Genomic DNA, 13,679 nt, shown 5'->3' with positions numbered 1-13,679 from the left:
GCAGTGTGGATATTTTTATGACCCATTTAGTCGTATTTAACCGGAATTTATTCGATAAATGGTTAATTGGGGGAGAGCAACTATGGATTTGAAAAAAATGTTAGCTAATGAGCGTGTGAAATCATATTTATTAAAAGCCCGTTATGGGATAGAGAAAGAAAGTCATCGAGTCGACTTGTCGGGAAATCTAGCTAAAACAGATCATCCTACAAGCATTACATTAAAAGATGATCATCCATATATTCAACGAGATTTTTCAGAAACACAACTGGAATTCATCACACCTGTTATGGAGACAGTAGAGGATCTGTTTCATTACTTAGCAGCGATCCATGATGTTGCTTATCGTTCTATGGATGAGAATGAAATGCTATGGCCGTTAAGCATGCCACCACAGTTACCAAAAAAAGAAGAAGACATTGCGATTGCCAAATTGAAAAATGTTGGGAATTACAAGTATCGGCAAGCTTTATCGCAATCTTATGGCCGTCGCAAACAAATGGTTAGCGGAATTCATTTCAACTTTGAATTCGGTGAAGAGTTGCTCCAAGCGTTATTCAGCTTACAATCGGAGATAAAAGATTACCAACAGTTTAAAGCGGAGATTTATTTAAAGGTAACAAGAAATTATTTACACAACCGCTGGTTCATAACATATTTTTATGGGGCTTCTCCTATTAGTGAAAAGAATTTTTTCGAATATCATTCTTTGGATAAAGCCGTAAGAAGCATTAGAGGCAGTAAATACGGTTATGTCAATGCGGATGAGGTTAAAGTGTCGTATAGCAGTATCCAAAGCTATCTATCAGATCTATCTTTGATGGTTAAAAGAGGGCTTCTATCAGAAGAAAAGGAATTTTATGCACCTATTCGGTTAAGAGGTGGGCACCATTTTTCAGATTTAAAAGATCATGGTGTTCAGTATATTGAATTGCGCAATATAGATTTAAATCCCTTTGAAACATATGGAATTAGTTATACACAAATAGAGTTTCTCCATCTATTCTTACTTTATTTATTATGGAAAGATGAAGAATATGGTGATGATTGGGGTAAAATGGGTGATTTAAACAATGAGATAGTGGCTCTTGAGCATCCGTTGGCGCGCACACAATTTGAAAGAGAAGCTAAAAAGATGATTGATGAAATGGAAAATTTAGTAGAGATCTTAGATGTAACTGTTTCTGATACGGTATTTGTTCATCTAAGAGAAATGCTAATGAATCCAAATAAGACTTTAGCTGGTCGACTTTATCTAGAAAGTGAAAAAAGCAGTCAAAGTCAAGTAGCTACGTCAATTGCAAAACAAAATCAAAAGAAATCAAGGGATAAGCCATATCAATTAGCAGGTTTTACTGATATGGAGTTGTCCACTCAGATTCTTATGTTTGATGCAATTCAACAAGGAATCCAAGTAGAAATTTTGGATCGACAAGATCAATTTTTGAAGCTGAAATTAAAAGATCATGTTGAATATGTGAAGAATGGCAATATGACAAGTAAAGACAATTATGTCTCAACGTTAATTATGGAAAATAAAACAGTAACAAAGAAAATTCTACACCAACATGGATTTCGAGTGCCTAAGGGTGAGGAGTTTCAAACAATCGATCAAGCTTTACGATCCTATCATTTATTCTCCACGAAACCTTTTGTTGTGAAACCGAAAACAACAAACTATGGGTTAGGAATATCAATCTTCAAAGATGGCGCAAATTACGAGGATTATCAAAAGGCACTCAAGCTAGCATTTAAGGAAGACTCATCTGTATTAATAGAAGAATTTATCAATGGAACAGAATATCGGTTCTTTGTGTTAGAGGATAAAGTTTATGCTGTTTTATTACGAATTCCTGCGAATGTTAAAGGTGACGGTAACCATTCAATTGAAGAGTTAGTTATGCAAAAAAACCGTGATCCGTTAAGAGGAAAAGACCATCGAACACCTTTAGAAAAAATTCAATTAGGTGAATTAGAGAACCTCATGCTTAAAGGTCAAGGATATGGAATGGATTCGATCCCACAAGAAGGTGAAATCATTTATCTGCGTGAAAACTCCAATATTAGTACAGGCGGAGATTCGATTGATGTGACTGATCAAATTCCTGAAGATTATAAAAAAATAGCAGTGGATGCGGTATCCGCACTCGGGGTGAAAATTTGTGGCATTGATTTGATTATTGAAAATACAGAGGTTCCTGCAGATCATGAAAACGCTTATGGAATTATTGAAGCGAATTTTAACCCATCTATGTATATGCATATATATCCATATAAAGGTGAATCTCGACGGTTAACAATGCATATCATCCATTATTTATTCCCCGAACTATTACAAAGTCAGGAATCCAAGTCAGTCAAACGAGTAGTAAAAGACGGGTTCACAACGGTAGGCTGTTAAATGAAGATAAAGTGATTAAGGCATGGTCAAAATAATAGTAAGAGGAGATTGAGGAATGATTGCGACTTATGAAGAAAATGTAGTTCGTTTTGATAAAATTAATTCGACCAAAGCGCAGGAATTGATAAAAGGGGAAGGAGAGGCCGTTATCTATATTGGCAAGGCTGTCTGTCCTTATTGTCAAATATTCATTAAAAAATTAAAAAAGATTGCTGAAGAAACGAACACTCACATTTATTATGTAAATAGTGTGGAACAGTCTGATATGGCAGGCATTACGGCTTTCCGTAATGAATACGGTATTCCAACGGTTCCCGGTTTCATCTATACCAATGGTGACACAGTAACAGTGAAATGCGATTCATCTATGTCAGAAGAAGAAATCAAATCGTTTATGAATAAATGATTCAATTCTAAAGCGATAAGTGACAGCCGCATTCTGCTTGGAACATTTTTGACAAGGCAATTAAATGAATTTCAGAGTCTCTTGTTCTTCTTGAAGCAACAAAGAGAAGAGTTGAATAACGAAAAACACCGTCACTTCACACAGACGGTGTTTTTCGTTATTCACTAATAGATCATATAAGTCTAACAGGACATGGTTCTACACTTTTTATAATTCAATTTCTAAGGTTTGGGCGGATAGGCAAGCTACCAAAACGGGCTTAAGACAATAAGTTACTTGTATAAGCCGAAAGAGGTGAGAAAATGGGTAGGCGAATCAAACATACTGAACGCGACGTGAATTCTTTAGCAAGACTCATGCTTGCGGAGGCGATTGGTGAAGGCGCTGAAGGGATGGATATGGTAGGGACGGTTGTGGCGAATCGGGTCGAGGCGGACTGTGAGCCGGACTTCCAAAATTTACGTAATATTCGTCATGCTATCTATCAAACGATACCGGGAACTGGAATCCCTCACTTCGAGCCTGTTTTAAATGGAGCCTTGTATACACAGCGTCCAACCGAAGAAGACCTCCAGAGGGCCAGAAACTTACTGAATGGCCATAGGAATCCTCGAGCTAGAATGAACTTATGGTTTTTTAATCCGAGTCCGGGGCAAGCATACCGAGACCCTTGTACTCCTACGATGCCAAGGTCTCCAATGACTCAGTTTGATTTTGCACACAAGAATCATTGCTTCTATGTCGCTGTACCGGGCTATTGCCCAGAGTTTTATAGATAAATAAAAAGGAGATGACCTTCTCATGAATTATTATGGAAATTACCCAATGAACAATCAACCTAGTTTTTATCCTACGATGGCAGCCGGTGCCCAGCAGCAACAAGGCTTCCCGGCTGATATGCCTTCTGGACCGGCGTATTCGGTGCCAGTCGTTCCGATGGGGACGGGGCAGCAGCTACCGACAGGTTTCGTGGAAGAATCGTTTATCGAAAATATTCTGCGCTTTAACAGAGGCAAGGTTGGTACATTCTACTTTACTTACCAAGGAAACAGTAGATGGAATGCAATGGTTTACCAAGGTCGCGTTGAAACGGCTGGTCGTGATCATATCATTATCAGCGATCCGGCCAGTGGTAAACGCTACCTACTGATGATGGCAAATCTCGACTGGGTAGAATTTGCTGAGCAAATCAACTATCCTCACACGGAAATTACCGCAGCTATGCAGGCGTCTTTGGATACATCTGAGTAATGGTGTAGAACGGGTGCGTTGGATTATTGATTCTCCCCCTGATGCTGGTTGAGACAATGAATCTCGAACAACAAGTTTAAGACATTAAACCTCACATCAAAAAGTGAGGTTTTTACTGTAACAATTATATATACAAACCGAAATGGCGTCCCCTAATTAAAGGGAATCGCTTCTTCTTGTTGAAGAGGAATTACATAACTATAATGCGTTAATAGAAAGAGAGAAACAGATTAAATGGCAAAAGAGTTGTTAATACCAATAAGAGATTGTAAGCTATATGCCCAATTAGTTGGTAAAAATAATGGGAAACCAACGATTGTATTGGAAGCTGGATATGGCGATTATTCAAAGGCTTGGGACTCAGTAATACGAGAGGTTTCATTGCTTTCAAATGTTCTCATATACGATAGAGCAGGGCTTGGAAAGAGCGAATCAAGTCTTAACCGAAGAACAAGTCGTGAGATGATAAAAGAATTAAAAGAACTTCTTATGAAAGCGAAGATAGAACCGCCGTATATATTAGTCGGTCATTCATTTGGAGGAGTTAATGCAAGGTTATATGCAACGGAATATCCTAATGACGTTTGTGGACTGCTCTTAGTTGATTCTACACCTGAAGATTATAAAGAAAAGTTTCTCCCTTCAATGTCAAAAGAATTTCAGCAAGCATATAACAAACAATTTGTTTACGAAGGAAATTATGATGAATTTATGGAAAGCTTGAAACAACTAAAACAATCAAAAAGACAATTAGATATACCATTAATTGTTCTTGCAGCAGGAAAAAAAGCTCATTATTCAGAGCAATCACAAATGTTATGGAATGAAATGCAGAAAGATATTTCTACAATATCATCAAATAGCACATTCATAATTGCAGAAAATAGTACTCATTATATACAAAATGATGAACCAGAAGTTGTTGTTAGTGCAATAAGAACATTGCTAGATAACAGTTAAGGTGGTTGTATTTATTGGCATTCTACGTTTATCTATATCCGACAAAGTTGAACCAATTTTATCGGATCGTTGAAAGAACATCTTGTTATTCTTAAAAGCGAAGGGAGGTTATTCAAATGGATTTGCTTGAAAATATGAATGCGGCAGTAAGCTATATCGAGAACCATTTGGATGAGGAGATCAATTATAAAGAAGTAGCAAAGATTGCCTGCTTTTCTGAACATCATTTTAAAAGAATGTTCTCGTTCATAGCAGGGATCTCCTTGACCGAATATGTTCGCAGAAGACGTTTGACCTTAGCTGCTTTTGATTTGAAAGAGAGCTATATGAGAGTGATTGATGTAGCGGTTAAGTATGGATACAACTCACCAGATTCATTTTCAAGGGCATTCCAAGCGCTACATGGAGTAATCCCAAGTACAGTTAAGAGTTCAGAAGCTCCATTAAAAGCTTTTCCTCGGATGACCTTCCAAATGGCGATTAAGGGAGATGTTGAAATGAATTACAGATTTGTTGATAAAGAAGCTTTTACCGTAGTAGGGAAAAAAGAAACAGTAGCGTCTAGTGGGTCTGAATTCAATCCAAAAATGTGGGAACAGATCGAAGAGATCGAAGAAACGATTAAACCATATGATAATACTCCTTTTTCGGGCATTTTACATGTTTCAATGACTAAAGAGAACGGAGACATCGATTACTACATTGCTACTGCGACTGCGAAGCTATGTCCTAAGGAACTTGAGCTTTTGAAAATTGATTCGCAAAGATGGGCAGTCTTTCAAGTAACAGGAAAAATGCCAGAGGCTTTATTAGCGACTTGGGAGCGAGTATATACTGAATGGTTCCCCACATCTGGATATCAATTAGCTGATGCCCCTGAATTTGTTAAAGGAAATGATACAACGACAGAAATTTGGGTTCCTGTGAAGATGAAATAGGTAGAGAGGGGTCTTTGTGACCCCTTTTTTCTTATTGGAAAGGGCACATTAGTTGGAAGTGCCCTAACGAAAAAAGGGAGACTAGACTGTTTACACTTCAGCAATGATTTCTCCCATACGTGACACATCGTAATGACCCATACCTAACACTTCTTGCTTAAAAGCTTTTGAACGAATAACCGTCAGCAATTGTTGGAAATGGGGTTTTTCAAAGTCTTCTTTGCGGATGATCAGGTCGTATCTTTCCTTCTGCATAGGGATGAATTCGATATCGTTTACTTGCAAGGCTACTTTTTCAATTCCGACCCCAACATCGGCCTCTCCTCGAGCTACCGCACTTGCGATAGCCAAATGGCTTAACTCTTCTTGGTTATAGCCATTAATTCGTTTCCGATCGATTGTTTGCAACTTTAACTGTTCATCTAGAAGAACCCTGGCTCCACAGCCTTTTTCGCGGTTTACAAAGCGAATGTCTTGTCTAACTAAATCGGTCCAATTCTGAATCTCTTTTGGATTCCCTTTGGCAACGTAAAACCCTGCCATGCGGGAAACAAGGTTGATGACTACGGAATTAACGCCAGGTAGCAACCTTTGAACGTAAGGAACATTATACTCATCTACATCTGCGGCCCATAAATGTCCAGTGGCAATGTTGGCATTACCATGATACATAGCTAACAACCCATTCATACTACCTACGTATTTTCGCAAAATAGGTAGATTCGTAAATTGATTATCTAAATGCCTAGCCAAAATATCTAAAACGACATCTTGCCCACAAATGATAAAGCCTTTATTTTTTGGGACAATGGTTTGCGTAGAAGGTTCTTCCAACTGTTGATCTTTCGGAGTTGACTGAATTCCTTTTCTTTTAAGGATATATTCCTGTAGATCTTTGTCATCAATTCGCATTTTTCTTCCAATTCGATAGGCCTGCAGCTCACCACGTTTAATCATTTCATATACAGTATAGCGAGATATTTTAAGTATTGTTGCAATTTCATCTGGTGTATAGGAAACATTGTCCGACATGTAATCACCTTTTCTCCATTTCTATTCCGTAATGATGGTATCTAATCAATTAAGCCTCTGTTAAAAATAAATGGTTTGGAGGAAAGTAGACGTATTGTTTTTCATTTGAATGAATCGTCTTCCACTGTTCCTTGGCAATTTGGACTTCGAGCGATAATGAGGAGTTTTCATTCAGCTTGATAAAAACAGTGATAAAGTGCGGTCCTTCTTCAAACGATTCAATTTTACAAGGGAAGATATTTTCATTGTTGATTCTCTCCCCGAAAACAAACTGGATGTGATGACTTCTAATCCCAACGTAAGCTGGCTTGCCTTTAAGAACTTCGTCGGCTTTCAAATTCAAGACGATATTTCCCCATTCAACCGCTTCGATGCTAGAAGGAGTCACCATTTGTATTGCTGATAAATTGTTACAACCAGTTAGCTTCGCTGCCGTTAGGGTAGGGGGATTAGCAAAAATGGTATCTCTCTTTTCGTCCGCAATTCCCCTTCCGCCATCCATAATCATAATTCGATTACAAACTCGATAAGCTTCTTCTAAATGGTGAGTAACAAATAACGTTACCCCCTCGTATGTTTTGAGCAATTCAATCAGTTCATGTTCCATCTGCTTGCGAAGGTGGTTATCTAACGCTGAAAAAGGTTCATCAAGTAGCAATGCTTCTGGATTTGTTACAAGGGCACGTGCCAATGCGACTCTCTGTTGTTGTCCCCCTGATAATTGAATTGGGTATTTCTTTTTCAGGTGTGTTAGCTGAATCGATTCTAGCTGTTTTTCTATCCTTGATTTTTGTTCAACTTTTGAAAGATGTTTAATGCCAAAAGCAATATTTTCTTCAACTGTTAGGTGTGGAAAGAGGGCGTAATTTTGAAAAACATAGCCGATATTCCTCTTTCTTGGCGGGAGATTGATGTTTTTCTCTGAATCAAATAGGACTCGGTCGTTTAAGACGATTCTCCCTTTTGAGGGGTAATAAGCCCTGCAATACAACGAAGTGTCATGCTTTTCCCTGAACCAGAGGCACCTAGAATCCCAAATGTCTCATCCTCAATCTCAAATTCATTATGTAAGGAGAAGTCTGGAAACTGTTTTTCTAACTTCACTTGCAGCTTCATCAACGATCCCCCCTAACTCGTCCAATAGTAGAATAGCGCTTAGTTGTCCAAAGGTTTGAAAGCACAACAACCATTAAGGAAATAGATATAATGATCATCACCCAAATAAATGCCTGATCCATGTTTCCACCTTCAGAAGCAAAGTAAATCGCGATAGGAACCGTTTGTGTTTTTCCTGGGATGCTCCCCGCTAGCATTAACGTTGCTCCAAATTCTCCTAATGCTCGTGCGAAAGAGAGGATGGTTCCTGCGGCAATCCCTGGCCAGGCCAGAGGTAGAACGACTTTCCAAAATATTTTCAAATCATGATAACCTAACGTACGAGCCGCCTCAATATAAGTCATGTCAACTTGTTCAAAAGCACCTCTTGCAGTTTTATACATCAGAGGGAACGCAACGACCGTCGCTGCAATGACAGTCGCCCACCAAGTAAAGACTACGGTAATATCAAAGTTTGCTAATAACCCACCAATAAAGCTATTTTTTCCGAAGACAAGCAATAAAATAAAACCCACAACAGTGGGAGGAAGTACCATTGGCAAGATGAGAAGCCCGTCAATGATCCCTTTAAGTCGCCCCTTGTAATGTGCCATCCAGTAAGCAACGGCCAACCCTAAAAAGAAAGTGATGGCCGTTGCTGTAAGTGATGTTTTCATCGATATCCATAAGGGGGTTAAATCTAGCATGAAATCCCCTCCCAAAAAATAAAATTACTTTTCGATTTGCTTAAAACCATACTGTTCAAAGATCTCAATAGCTAGATCCGTCTGTAAAAATTCGACAAACGCTTTTGCTTCGTCTTGATGCTTGCTAGCTTTTACTACTGCTGCTGGATAAAGGATTGGTGAAGCTGAACCTTCTGGTGCTGCTTCAATAATTTTTACTTTATCCGAAGCTACTGTATCAGAACGATAAACGAACCCGGCCTCAGCATTTCCAGTTTCAACATAAGATAAGACCGTTCTCACATTTTGACCTTCGACTAATTTTGGCGATAAATCTTCCCATAGGTTGATATTTTCTAATACTTCTCTTGCGTATTGACCTACTGGGACAGAGTCTGGGTTACCAATTCCGATATGCTTGACCGCATCTCCTTTTAACTCCTCAAAGCTTGTCAATGTAGAATGAGTAGGAGCTATTAACACGAGTTCATTTCCTACGATATCAACTTTCGTTTCCTTTATAAGTAACTCTTTTTCCTCTAGCTCATCCATCTGTCTTTGAGCAGCTGAAAGAAAAACATCAGCAGGTGCGCCTTGTTCAATTTGCTGCTGCAACTGACCAGATGGCCCCATATTAAATGTTAACGTAACAGTTGGTTTCTCCTCAGCGTACTTTTCCTTCACTTCCTCTAACACATCAGTTAAACTAGCAGCGGCCGAAATGAGTAACTCTACAGAAGCCTCTTCTGATTCATGTTTCGATTCTGCTTTATCTGGCTCAGTGCCCGCACTTCCACAACCGACAAGCAAAAACACGAAAACCAAAAGGCCATAAAATTTCTTCATTATATGTGTTCTCCTTACTTTTCTTTCAATAAACCAAACTAAAACTAACTAAACCAAACTAAAATGACTTAATAGTTCTTATGATAGGGTTATAAGTAGTTGTAGTCAATGAGGGAAGTGAGTTTGAGATGAAAACCTTGTGAGAAAAAGTACGTAAGTAGAGCGTTTGGAATTCTCGCTAAGCATTTCTTCAAAAAGGGTGCCTTTTATTGTGCCAAAAAAAGGAAGTAGATGGTAAGCTAGAGAAGCAGGCTTCTTAAAAGATGAGCTAATCTTATGGAGGTAACAATCAATGATTCTAGGATTATATGAAGCACATTTACCAGTAAGCAATTTAAAGAGTTCTATTGAATATTATAAAAGATTAGGCTTAGAGTTTTCACATTGCCACGAGGATAAGTTAGCCTTTTTTTGGATTGATAAAGGGAAAAGCTGGTTGGGATTATGGGAAACAGATAAGGTTGAACTTGAATACCACCCTTCTATCAGGCACATAGCTTTTCAAGTTTCTTTAGAAGATCTAAAAAATGCAGTTGTGTGGTTGAATGAAAGAGGTTGTAAGCCTAGAGAAGCGTTTGGGTTTGAGCCAATAGAACCTTTTGTGATGGCTCATAATGGTAAGGCTCACGCCAAAATCCACTTTAACGACCCTGATGGCAACAGTCTTGAACTTATCTGTAAAATTCCCAATCCTAAAAATTTGACGAGCCGGATGTACTTAAGCGAGTGGGAAAGGGTAAACGAAGAAGGTTAGAAAACTTTGCTTTAAAGGAGGAATTCTGATGATTATTGGATTGCATCACATTCAAATTACGATCCCAAAGGGTGCTGAAGAGCAAGGAAAAGATTTTTACTGTCGTGTATTGGGTTTAAAGGAAATCGAAAAGCCTGATTCCTTAAAAGGGCGAGGGGGATTCTGGTTACAAGTTGGAGCCCAAGAGGTGCATGTTGGGACAGAAGAAGGTTTCGATCGGTTCACAACGAAAGCCCATTTAGCCTATCAAGTGGAAGATGTTTCTCACTGGAGAAAAGTTTTAAAAGAGAAGAACATAAAAATATTAGACTCTGTTCCGATTCCCAATTATGAACGTTTTGAATTTAGAGATCCTTTTGGTAATAGAGTAGAAATGATACAAGGAATTTAATTACTTACTGGAAGAAATATTGGGGAATAACATTGGAAATAATCACTGGAATAGCTATTGTACTTATTGTGTTTTTTTCAACGAGCATCATTGAGAAGAGGTTAAGTTCTATAGAAAAACAAAACAAACGTGTTATAGAAGTTTTAGAAGAAATAAGAGATAGAAAATAGAAAGCTTCTTGAAGTAACGGGGCAGTATAGAACAACAGTCTTTGTTTTTCATGCATGAGAATTGAACAAGAAGAAATTGATGTGAAAAAATAACCCAAGGAGGGTATTATGCACCCAACAGAAGTAATAGAGTTTCTGGTTGTAGGTGTAGCTATTGCAGTAATCATAATTATTTCATTTATTTTAAAAGGTAATCGGAGAAAGTTTGGATTGGTATTCGCCACAGTCGTTCTTATAGCATATAGCGTATTTTTTATAGCTCGCCCCTATTGGATTGATGCACAAATTGAGAAGAAAGTTGAAATGATAGAACCATATTTAGAACAACAGTATCCCAATGACGAATGGATGATTACAATGGTTCCTCATAGAGAAGATGGTTATAAGCACCTTAATCCGTATTACATTGGGGTGGTTTTCGAAGACGAGCCAGAAGTAACCTATCATTATTGGGTAGAGAAGAATAACATTTACCAAGTTAGCTTTTCGACTAAAAAAGAAAATTTAAGCGAGTTAAAGTATAAAGAGAGCGAATAAGCTAATGCCCTATGTTGCACTAACGGAGAGCGATAGCACAATAAGCCGTTGCTTTTGTTCAATAAGGCTTTCCCGCCTCCTTTAAACAAAGACAGCTAGTTACGATTATTTGAATCGAAACTAGCTGTCTTGTTTCATTCTTATTGTTATTCAAGTGTACCGACGATTGGTAAATTTTCCAATACAGATGAGCCGTGTGGAGATGCTGAAATCTTTTCTGTGTTGTCAGCACCAGCCATTACTCCACCAAAGTGTTCTCCACCTTCCCAAGCTCCAATATCTGAAACATCGTAAACGACTCCGTCAACCGCTACATAAGCAGGGTTTCCATCTTGCCCATTATACTCACTAAGTTCTTCCACTGTGAATACTTGACCTTCTTCAACTGCTGAAGCGTCTGTTTCTTCTGTAGTATTTTCCTCTGTACTTTCTTCCGGTGTCGACGTATCTGGTTCTTCAGTTGTTGTGTCCCCACCACAAGCTGCTAAAACAAAAGCCGTTATTGACAATACTAATAACCCTTTAAATTTTTTCATCTTCTTGCCCCCCTAAATGTTTAAAACTTAATTATATAGTTATATGTTAAATGTTATCTCCCCTCACTAAAAGGGATTTTAATGCATTTAACGTAGTGTTCATTTTCTTTTAAAAATGTGGTCACTTTTTTGTCAAATAAACGAATGGTAGAATAAGAACAGTTATAACGGATAGACTTTCAACTAACATGCAGTACTAAAAAAGCAGGAGCAATCACATATGATTGCTCCTGTTTCTAATATTCTTCAACAATTGACGCAGATTAGTAGCTTTATCGGAAAGGGAAGGAAACCTGCCCATTATAATAAAAGGTAGGCAACGAGTGTTCCGACGATCCACAAGCCGATTGCAAAAGGCATATTCCGTATCGTAATGCGGTATGGGCTTTGCTGCGTACCCATCGCTGTTAATGTGACGAGCAATCCGTACGTACCGACTGTGAATGTTGCGACAGAGCCAGTGATGAGAACGAGTGTGATACTGACAGGGTTCATAAAATCTAACAAAGGTGTAATGATTCCTGTTAAGATCCCAACTGTCGCAATCGGGTGAACTCCGAACATACTAAGTAAAACAAAGATTACTTGAATCAACAATAAGACGAGCATCGGATAAGACGTTACAAAAGAGAGTGGCTTTTCAATCACCGCTAAAAAGGATGTATCTCCTAAACTAGTAGAAAATAAGGAAAGTCCGATAAACAATACGATGAAATTTTGCATCGTATTCGTTTTTGCTTTCCAATTATTCCATCCGATTGTCCAAAAGCTTTTCCGTCTTTTCAGTAGTAGCGACCAAATAAAAGCAAACGGGAAAATAATAATGGTAACGGTTAAAATAAAGTTTAATTCAAATAGATTTCCAATTAATACGACAAGTGTCAGAAATACGATCAGTGCACAGACGAACTGAACCATTTTCCTCGCTATGGCTTTTTTATTGATTTTTGGCTGATGGTTAACTGCCATACTCTCGAATGCGTACTTTTTATAATACAAGCGTCCAAAAACGGAATCTAATAAATAGGCAACAACCGCAATAAAAACAAGCCACGGCAAGACCGTTACATAATCAACCCCTGTTGTAAATAGCGATACTGCGACCATAATCTCCAAAGGACTCCACAGCAGGGCTAATGAGTAGCCTCTAAGGGATGCTGTTGTAATAAATGAATTCCGAATCTCTTTACTAAAAGAAGACAACGTGTTCTTCAATACATCCTGTGAAATGGTGGCAGCCGATAAATTTAAAAAAGCTGCAAGGATATGTGTAGTTAACGAACTACGCGGATACAGCTTACCGAGATCTGTGACATTCCCTTTCATAAGTAAATTCAAATTTCGATCAAATCTTCCACTCCGCACAATACTATTCATCCAAGGAAGCATGGCTAAAAGTGTTAATAATGATAAATTCGAGGTTAATATACTAGGAATAACGTGAAGAGACTGACCAGTTGTAAAGAATAAATAACCTCCTATCAATAAAAACGAACCCCCAAGAATCTTAAAAAGACGTGAAGCTAATGGGAATGACACAAATAACATAAGAATAGCAAATATGCCCACTATGTAATTTATATTCTCGTTTTCCATAAAGACATTGATCGTATGTAGTAAGAATACGAACGAATAGAAAATATAAAGATAGCGGAATACTGGATGTTTCATTTTTT

The 13,679-nt window shown here is 38.1% G+C and carries 14 protein-coding genes and 1 pseudogene; 9 read left to right on the top strand and 6 right to left on the bottom strand.

What is annotated here, in order from left to right:
- Nucleotides 1–82: 82 nt before the first annotated feature.
- From gshAB to BkAM31D_RS21240, 6 genes are all read left to right on the top strand, one after another.
- On the top strand, nucleotides 83–2,401 hold the full coding sequence (gshAB, locus tag BkAM31D_RS21265; RefSeq protein WP_066160211.1) for a bifunctional glutamate--cysteine ligase GshA/glutathione synthetase GshB: 2,319 nt from the start codon (nucleotides 83–85) through the stop codon (nucleotides 2,399–2,401).
- A 55-nt stretch (nucleotides 2,402–2,456) separates the two neighbouring features.
- Entirely contained in the window at nucleotides 2,457–2,807 is a 351-nt protein-coding gene (locus tag BkAM31D_RS21260) for a DUF6568 family protein (protein WP_066160208.1), read from the top strand.
- A 302-nt stretch (nucleotides 2,808–3,109) separates the two neighbouring features.
- Nucleotides 3,110–3,586: a cell wall hydrolase gene (locus BkAM31D_RS21255; RefSeq protein ID WP_066160205.1), complete on the top strand. Its 477-nt coding sequence runs from the start codon at nucleotides 3,110–3,112 to the stop codon at nucleotides 3,584–3,586.
- Between the two features lie 22 nt (nucleotides 3,587–3,608).
- On the top strand, nucleotides 3,609–4,058 hold the full coding sequence (gene gerQ, locus BkAM31D_RS21250; protein WP_084372504.1) for a spore coat protein GerQ: 450 nt from the start codon (nucleotides 3,609–3,611) through the stop codon (nucleotides 4,056–4,058).
- Nucleotides 4,059–4,292: 234 nt separating this feature from the next.
- Complete coding sequence (locus BkAM31D_RS21245) at nucleotides 4,293–5,018, top strand: alpha/beta fold hydrolase (RefSeq protein WP_066160203.1); 726 nt, start codon at nucleotides 4,293–4,295, stop codon at nucleotides 5,016–5,018.
- Nucleotides 5,019–5,134: 116 nt separating this feature from the next.
- Complete coding sequence (locus tag BkAM31D_RS21240) at nucleotides 5,135–5,956, top strand: AraC family transcriptional regulator (RefSeq protein ID WP_066160200.1); 822 nt, start codon at nucleotides 5,135–5,137, stop codon at nucleotides 5,954–5,956.
- A gap of 90 nt (nucleotides 5,957–6,046) precedes the next feature.
- Here BkAM31D_RS21240 and BkAM31D_RS21235 read toward each other — a convergent pair whose 3' ends face one another.
- The 4 genes and pseudogenes from BkAM31D_RS21235 to modA all read right to left on the bottom strand — a co-directional run bounded on the left by BkAM31D_RS21235 (nucleotide 6,047) and on the right by modA (nucleotide 9,615).
- Nucleotides 6,047–6,988: a substrate-binding domain-containing protein gene (locus BkAM31D_RS21235; protein WP_066160197.1), complete on the bottom strand. Its 942-nt coding sequence runs from the start codon at nucleotides 6,986–6,988 to the stop codon at nucleotides 6,047–6,049.
- A gap of 49 nt (nucleotides 6,989–7,037) precedes the next feature.
- Nucleotides 7,038–7,990, bottom strand: a pseudogene (locus tag BkAM31D_RS24035) (sulfate/molybdate ABC transporter ATP-binding protein).
- A 113-nt stretch (nucleotides 7,991–8,103) separates the two neighbouring features.
- Nucleotides 8,104–8,790, bottom strand: a complete 687-nt coding sequence (gene modB, locus BkAM31D_RS24025; protein WP_066160191.1) for a molybdate ABC transporter permease subunit — start codon at nucleotides 8,788–8,790, stop codon at nucleotides 8,104–8,106.
- Between the two features lie 24 nt (nucleotides 8,791–8,814).
- Nucleotides 8,815–9,615: a molybdate ABC transporter substrate-binding protein gene (modA, locus tag BkAM31D_RS21220; protein WP_066160189.1), complete on the bottom strand. Its 801-nt coding sequence runs from the start codon at nucleotides 9,613–9,615 to the stop codon at nucleotides 8,815–8,817.
- A gap of 292 nt (nucleotides 9,616–9,907) precedes the next feature.
- Between modA and BkAM31D_RS21215 the strand changes: the two genes are divergently transcribed.
- From BkAM31D_RS21215 to BkAM31D_RS21205, 3 genes are all read left to right on the top strand, one after another.
- Nucleotides 9,908–10,369 carry a VOC family protein gene (locus BkAM31D_RS21215; RefSeq protein WP_066160187.1) on the top strand — a complete coding sequence of 154 codons (462 nt, stop codon included), beginning with the start codon at nucleotides 9,908–9,910 and terminating at the stop codon, nucleotides 10,367–10,369.
- Between the two features lie 28 nt (nucleotides 10,370–10,397).
- The gene (locus BkAM31D_RS21210; protein ID WP_066160184.1) at nucleotides 10,398–10,760 is read left to right on the top strand and encodes a VOC family protein; all 363 of its coding nucleotides are present in this window, start codon (nucleotides 10,398–10,400) and stop codon (nucleotides 10,758–10,760) included.
- Nucleotides 10,761–11,038: 278 nt separating this feature from the next.
- Entirely contained in the window at nucleotides 11,039–11,467 is a 429-nt protein-coding gene (locus BkAM31D_RS21205; RefSeq protein WP_066160178.1) for a hypothetical protein, read from the top strand.
- Between the two features lie 146 nt (nucleotides 11,468–11,613).
- On the opposite strand, the gene BkAM31D_RS21200 is transcribed toward BkAM31D_RS21205, so the two are convergent.
- A complete protein-coding gene (locus BkAM31D_RS21200) occupies nucleotides 11,614–12,003 on the bottom strand; it encodes a cytochrome b5 domain-containing protein (RefSeq protein WP_066160175.1) in 390 nt (129 codons plus the stop codon).
- Between the two features lie 300 nt (nucleotides 12,004–12,303).
- The gene (locus BkAM31D_RS21195) at nucleotides 12,304–13,674 is read right to left on the bottom strand and encodes a hypothetical protein (protein ID WP_066160172.1); all 1,371 of its coding nucleotides are present in this window, start codon (nucleotides 13,672–13,674) and stop codon (nucleotides 12,304–12,306) included.
- Between the last annotated feature and the right edge of the window lie 5 nt (nucleotides 13,675–13,679).

The organism is Halalkalibacter krulwichiae (assembly GCF_002109385.1).
Taxonomy (GTDB): Bacteria; Bacillota; Bacilli; order Bacillales; family Bacillaceae_D; genus Halalkalibacter; species Halalkalibacter krulwichiae.
Note: the sequence above shows the minus strand (reverse complement) of the source record. Positions and strands in the feature narration are given on the sequence as shown.

What these genes read in the sequence shown, in the direction of transcription:
- gshAB (WP_066160211.1), top strand. Translation starts at nt 83, where the DNA reads ATGGATTTGAAAAAAATGTTAGCTAATGAGCGTGTGAAATCATATTTA.
- BkAM31D_RS21260 (WP_066160208.1), top strand. Translation starts at nt 2,457, where the DNA reads ATGATTGCGACTTATGAAGAAAATGTAGTTCGTTTTGATAAAATTAAT.
- BkAM31D_RS21255 (WP_066160205.1), top strand. Translation starts at nt 3,110, where the DNA reads ATGGGTAGGCGAATCAAACATACTGAACGCGACGTGAATTCTTTAGCA.
- gerQ (WP_084372504.1), top strand. Translation starts at nt 3,609, where the DNA reads ATGAATTATTATGGAAATTACCCAATGAACAATCAACCTAGTTTTTAT.
- BkAM31D_RS21245 (WP_066160203.1), top strand. Translation starts at nt 4,293, where the DNA reads ATGGCAAAAGAGTTGTTAATACCAATAAGAGATTGTAAGCTATATGCC.
- BkAM31D_RS21240 (WP_066160200.1), top strand. Translation starts at nt 5,135, where the DNA reads ATGGATTTGCTTGAAAATATGAATGCGGCAGTAAGCTATATCGAGAAC.
- BkAM31D_RS21235 (WP_066160197.1), bottom strand. Translation starts at nt 6,988, where the DNA reads ATGTCGGACAATGTTTCCTATACACCAGATGAAATTGCAACAATACTT.
- modB (WP_066160191.1), bottom strand. Translation starts at nt 8,790, where the DNA reads ATGCTAGATTTAACCCCCTTATGGATATCGATGAAAACATCACTTACA.
- modA (WP_066160189.1), bottom strand. Translation starts at nt 9,615, where the DNA reads ATGAAGAAATTTTATGGCCTTTTGGTTTTCGTGTTTTTGCTTGTCGGT.
- BkAM31D_RS21215 (WP_066160187.1), top strand. Translation starts at nt 9,908, where the DNA reads ATGATTCTAGGATTATATGAAGCACATTTACCAGTAAGCAATTTAAAG.
- BkAM31D_RS21210 (WP_066160184.1), top strand. Translation starts at nt 10,398, where the DNA reads ATGATTATTGGATTGCATCACATTCAAATTACGATCCCAAAGGGTGCT.
- BkAM31D_RS21205 (WP_066160178.1), top strand. Translation starts at nt 11,039, where the DNA reads ATGCACCCAACAGAAGTAATAGAGTTTCTGGTTGTAGGTGTAGCTATT.
- BkAM31D_RS21200 (WP_066160175.1), bottom strand. Translation starts at nt 12,003, where the DNA reads ATGAAAAAATTTAAAGGGTTATTAGTATTGTCAATAACGGCTTTTGTT.
- BkAM31D_RS21195 (WP_066160172.1), bottom strand. Translation starts at nt 13,674, where the DNA reads ATGAAACATCCAGTATTCCGCTATCTTTATATTTTCTATTCGTTCGTA.